Raw genomic sequence first — 2,085 nt, 5'->3', positions numbered from 1 at the left:
TAAAAATAGAAGTTCCAATGATCAAAGGAACTGTTTTGGAAACTATTGAAGATTGTGTATATTTGAATGCTGATAATGTGGTTTCAAAAGCAACTATTGAAGTTGTTGAGGATGGAGGGAAAGTTGGATTGAGTGTTAGTGGGGCGGGGTATTTGGTCGATTTGTCCTTAATTAAGAACCTTACGGCAAAAATCCCAGGAGGAGCAAATAATACCAATTTAGGCAAAACCCTTTTTGAGGACGCTTATAAAATAAAACCAACATCTGGCACACCCAAAACTTTACTTGATGATATATTAGCTAAAGGTGATAATGCCATTGATGGAGTGGCAAGTGGATCGAAAACAGAAGCATTAGTAGATGATATATTTCAATCTCAAGGTTATACAAAAGTAGATGGAAAATACTTTGGCGATGCTGGGTCTAATGGTTTCGATAATGTTTTTATTAAAGGTACTATTGATAATCCAAGCGAAATAATAATTATCGAATGCAAACAAATGAAACAAGCAGGAAATGTGGTTCTAAATTCGCCAGCATCTACTGGCTTGCCTGCACAGATGAGTGATGATTGGATAAAATATATCGCACGTGAAAAATTAAAAAATTTAGGTGTTGATAAGACAAAATTAGCGAATACTATTCTTTCCAATCAATCTAGCTTTATACAAAAATATGTTGTCGCAGTTGATAAAACAGCTGGCGAAGTCAACTTTTTAAAATTAGGAAATTATTAATATGCTAACATTAGAAGAATTAATAGAGAATGATACTTTCCAATCAAATATCTGGATAGAAAAAATTAGACAATTTAATGACTTAAAAAGTTTTATTGGCAACTTTAATTACTACCATTTACTACTTGCGATTCAAGGCATCAAAGCCAATAATGTAATAGATGTGAAACACCATTTTTTTGTTTCAGCATTTATTGACGAATTACAAATTAACAGGTTCAATAGTCGTTTACTTGATTATGGGTTTAGGTCAATCAGCTACGTCCTATTAAGCGACAACGAAGCCTTAATCCAACGCTATGCAAAATTGCGATACCAACGAGGTGTAAATGCCGAATTAAGTATGGACGAAATGGTAGCCATTGGAGAGATACCGATATGGTGTAATACGGTTCAGTTTTTTATGGCAAATGATAATATCGGAGTAGAAAGAAATCTAAACATTATCGAAACCAAAACACTTCCAAAAATCCCTAAAAAAGAGGAGGGATTAAAAGATGATTATGAGTTTTACAAAGCATTACACACAGAAGATAAAGCCAAGATGGAAGAAGTTTTAGCAAAATTAGTAAGCCCCAAAATCCATAAAAAACGAAACGACAACCCAATATTAAATCAATACATTTCGTTGCCAGCTTTAGGTTATGCAAAACTCGCTTGGAGAAAAGGAATAGAGGTTGAAGTAAATAGTCCGTTAGTGCCAAAAGATTTATTACCCATAAAACCATTGGATAATTACGAAATCCCTTATGATTTTTTGAAAGAGAATATCTAAAATGGAAACTTTTGTGATAAGAATAAGTTTCCAAATTGGCAAGAAATAAATCCAGCTCTGCGAAGTGTTCTTAAAAATCTAAGGACTGCTGTGCGAATGTCTCTGACTTCGTACCCACAATAATGAGCAAACAATAACATATAAACAAAAAAGCACAGCGAGAGTTGTCCTTTTTTATGATTAGTGATAGAAACCTGGTTATATTGCAATAGCAAATAGGAATGGGTACGAAGTAGGGAGACTTCGCCTTTACTTTGTATTTGATATTTATAAATTTACCACTTGTTTAGATATTAGGAATTACAGAGCTTGGACGCCTGAATGTTTTGAAACAAGAGAAAAAGCTTTTGCAATAATAAAAATAGCTTATACAACATTTACCAATCTGGAAAAATTCACAAATGCTACATCTGGCATTTGGACAGGTATTAAAGCTTATGGAGTTGAAACTGGTGGTTTTGATAATCAAGCGCGTTATAATCATGGTAAAATTATATTTAATGTTGCCAGTTTATTTATAGGTGTAGGAGAAGCAAAAGCAATATTAAAAGGCGAAAAAACACTAATTACGGT

2 protein-coding genes are annotated in these 2,085 nt (G+C 33.2%); both read left to right on the top strand.

Annotated elements, in window-relative coordinates:
- On the top strand, positions 1-737 hold a 737-nt coding region (locus tag BMW63_RS17595), incomplete at its 5' end, for a hypothetical protein (protein ID WP_217643745.1).
- Position 738: 1 nt separating this feature from the next.
- Complete coding sequence (locus tag BMW63_RS17590; protein WP_074724767.1) at positions 739-1,512, top strand: immunity 49 family protein; 774 nt, start codon at positions 739-741, stop codon at positions 1,510-1,512.
- Positions 1,513-2,085: the final 573 nt, after the last annotated feature.

The organism is Flavobacterium frigoris (assembly GCF_900111075.1).
In the GTDB taxonomy this organism is placed as follows: Bacteria; Bacteroidota; Bacteroidia; order Flavobacteriales; family Flavobacteriaceae; genus Flavobacterium; species Flavobacterium frigoris.
Note: the sequence above shows the minus strand (reverse complement) of the source record. Positions and strands in the feature narration are given on the sequence as shown.

Excerpts from the sequence above, each read along its gene's own strand:
- BMW63_RS17590 (WP_074724767.1), top strand. The coding sequence starts at position 739 with ATGCTAACATTAGAAGAATTAATAGAGAATGATACTTTCCAATCAAAT.